At 65.0% G+C, this 2,048-nt stretch carries 3 protein-coding genes; all 3 read right to left on the reverse strand.

The genetic code is table 11. From position 1 onward, the window contains the following. On the reverse strand, positions 1–1,200 hold a 1,200-nt coding region (locus WA317_RS19650), incomplete at its 3' end, for a PPE family protein (RefSeq protein WP_425174625.1). Between the two features lie 11 nt (positions 1,201–1,211). Continuing rightward, positions 1,212–1,511 carry a PE family protein gene (locus WA317_RS19655; RefSeq protein ID WP_425174626.1) on the reverse strand — a complete coding sequence of 100 codons (300 nt, stop codon included), beginning with the start codon at positions 1,509–1,511 and terminating at the stop codon, positions 1,212–1,214. A gap of 342 nt (positions 1,512–1,853) precedes the next feature. Then, positions 1,854–2,048, reverse strand: a 195-nt coding sequence (locus WA317_RS19660; protein ID WP_425174627.1) for a helix-turn-helix domain-containing protein, incomplete at its 5' end; no start/stop codon positions are given.

Consider the following 2,048-nt stretch of genomic DNA (forward strand, 5'->3'; position numbering starts at 1 on the left):
GCCCATCCCGAGACCGCCACCGAGTTCGCCCGCCGCGGCCGCCGCGCCACCGGCCTCGGCCGCCGCTCCCCCTGCTTCGCCTATGCCCGACAAGGCAAGGTAATCGACCAAGTTTCCTACGTAGTTACCCGGCATATAGAACCCCGACGAAAAAATGGTGTTCCAAAGGTTGGAGTTCAAGAAGCTCCCAATGGCACTCCCATTCGTCCCGCCTATCGTGCTCAAGATCCCTGATAGCCCCGTCGTGGACGACCCAGAGGAGGCAGACATCAGATCGCCGCCCGTTAGCGAACTCAGTATTCCGGAGAGCCCTGGGCTCGACGATGTAGACGAGGTCGACGACGTCGAGGAGGCCCCCGACGCCGACGCCGTGGATGCCATGGACCCGCCGATCCCCGCGGTGGACCCGGTCATTCCCAGGGCGCTCAGGATTCCAGTGGACGTCCCCGATGTGGACAACGTGGACGAAGTGGTGGATCCCGTGAGGCCCAGCGAGCTCAGGAATCCGCTGAGCCCGGATGTGGGCGAGGTGGATGCTCCGGTGGGCGACGCCAGGCTTTGCAGCGTGGTGGGAACCGAGGACAGCATTTGTGACAACGTTGTCTGCGTGTTGCTGGTAGCAGCCGTGCCGGTGGCTTGGGCCACCGCGGCGGCCTGTCCGGTCTGGGCGGCCGGATTGGTGGTGGGCGCCGGCGCGGTGAACGAAGTGAGGGTCGTTGCGGCCGCCGACTCCCCGGCGTAGCCGTACATGGCGGCGGCATCTTGGGCCCACATCTCGGCGTACTGGGCCTCGGTGGCCGCGATCGCCGGGGTGTTTTGTCCGAGGAAATTGGTCGCGACCAGCGACGTCAAAAGGCTACGGTTAGCGGCGATCACCGGCGGGGGCACTGTCATCGCGAACGCGGTGTGGTATGCGGCGGCGGCGGCTTTGGCCTGGCCGGCTGCCTGCTCAGCCTGGGTGGCGGTGGTGGTCATCCACGCCGCGTAGGGTGCGGCAGCGGTCGCCATCGACGTCGATGCCGGCCCCTGCCAGGGCCCGCTTGTCAACCCGTTGATCAGCGACGAGTAGGAGCCCGCCGCCGTGTCCAGCTCGCTGGCCAGCTCGTCCCAGGCCGCGGAGGCGGCCAGCATCGGCTCTGAGCCGGGGCCGGAATACATGAGGCCGGAGTTGATCTCCGGCGCTAACGCCCCGAAATCCATCACGGCACCCTTCAGCCCGCCGCGATCGCGTTGGCGGCCTCGGTGGCCGCATAGGAGCCGGCGCTGGCCTGCATGATGGCCACGAAGGTTTGGTGTATCGCGGCAGCTTGGGCGCTGACCGCCTGGTAGATCTGCGCATGCGCGGCGAATTGGGCCGCGGTTAGCGCCGAGACCGGATCGGCGGCGGCGGGAATCACTCCGGTGGTCGGTGCGGCCGCGGCCGCATTCTGAGTGGCCACCGCAGTGCCGACCCCTTCCAAGTTGGCGGCCACCGCGGCCAGCATCTCCGGTTGTGCGGTAACGAAAGACATCGACTTCTCTCCTTCCGGATGACATCTGTTGCTTGCCGCCGTCAAGCGGCAGGAAAATGATGCGTTACCGTTGAGATGCTCGCTATCCACCTAAGACACCAACTATCCACATTTCGCTAATAACAGGTGATTTGGCACGCCGGAACTGCACGCCGCTGGCGAGCATTGAAGAGTGTTTCAGCCGAGTGGCCTTCGCCTCACAAGCAAACGGGATGCCATGCAGTGTCAAAAACCTGGTGAGCGAACGCGATTCCCCGTGCGGAGCGCAGCATCATCTAATCGATGTGAGAAATGCGTTGTGCAGCAATGGGTTTAGCCCGCACGAAGCGCGACCTCAATCAGTCAGTTGGTCGCCAGCGCGCGGCGCAGTGATTCCGATGGCAGCTCACCGAAACGGCGCGAGTACTCCCGGGAGAAACGGCCGAGGTGAGAAAAGCCAGCTGCCAGAGCCACATTCGTGACGGATGTTCCGTCACTCGGTTGAGTGAGCATGCGGCGCGCGGAGTCGAGCCGCACGTTGCGCAAGTGGGTCACCGG

This window comes from Mycobacterium sp. (assembly GCF_049802695.1).
Lineage (GTDB): Bacteria > Actinomycetota > Actinomycetes > Mycobacteriales > Mycobacteriaceae > Mycobacterium.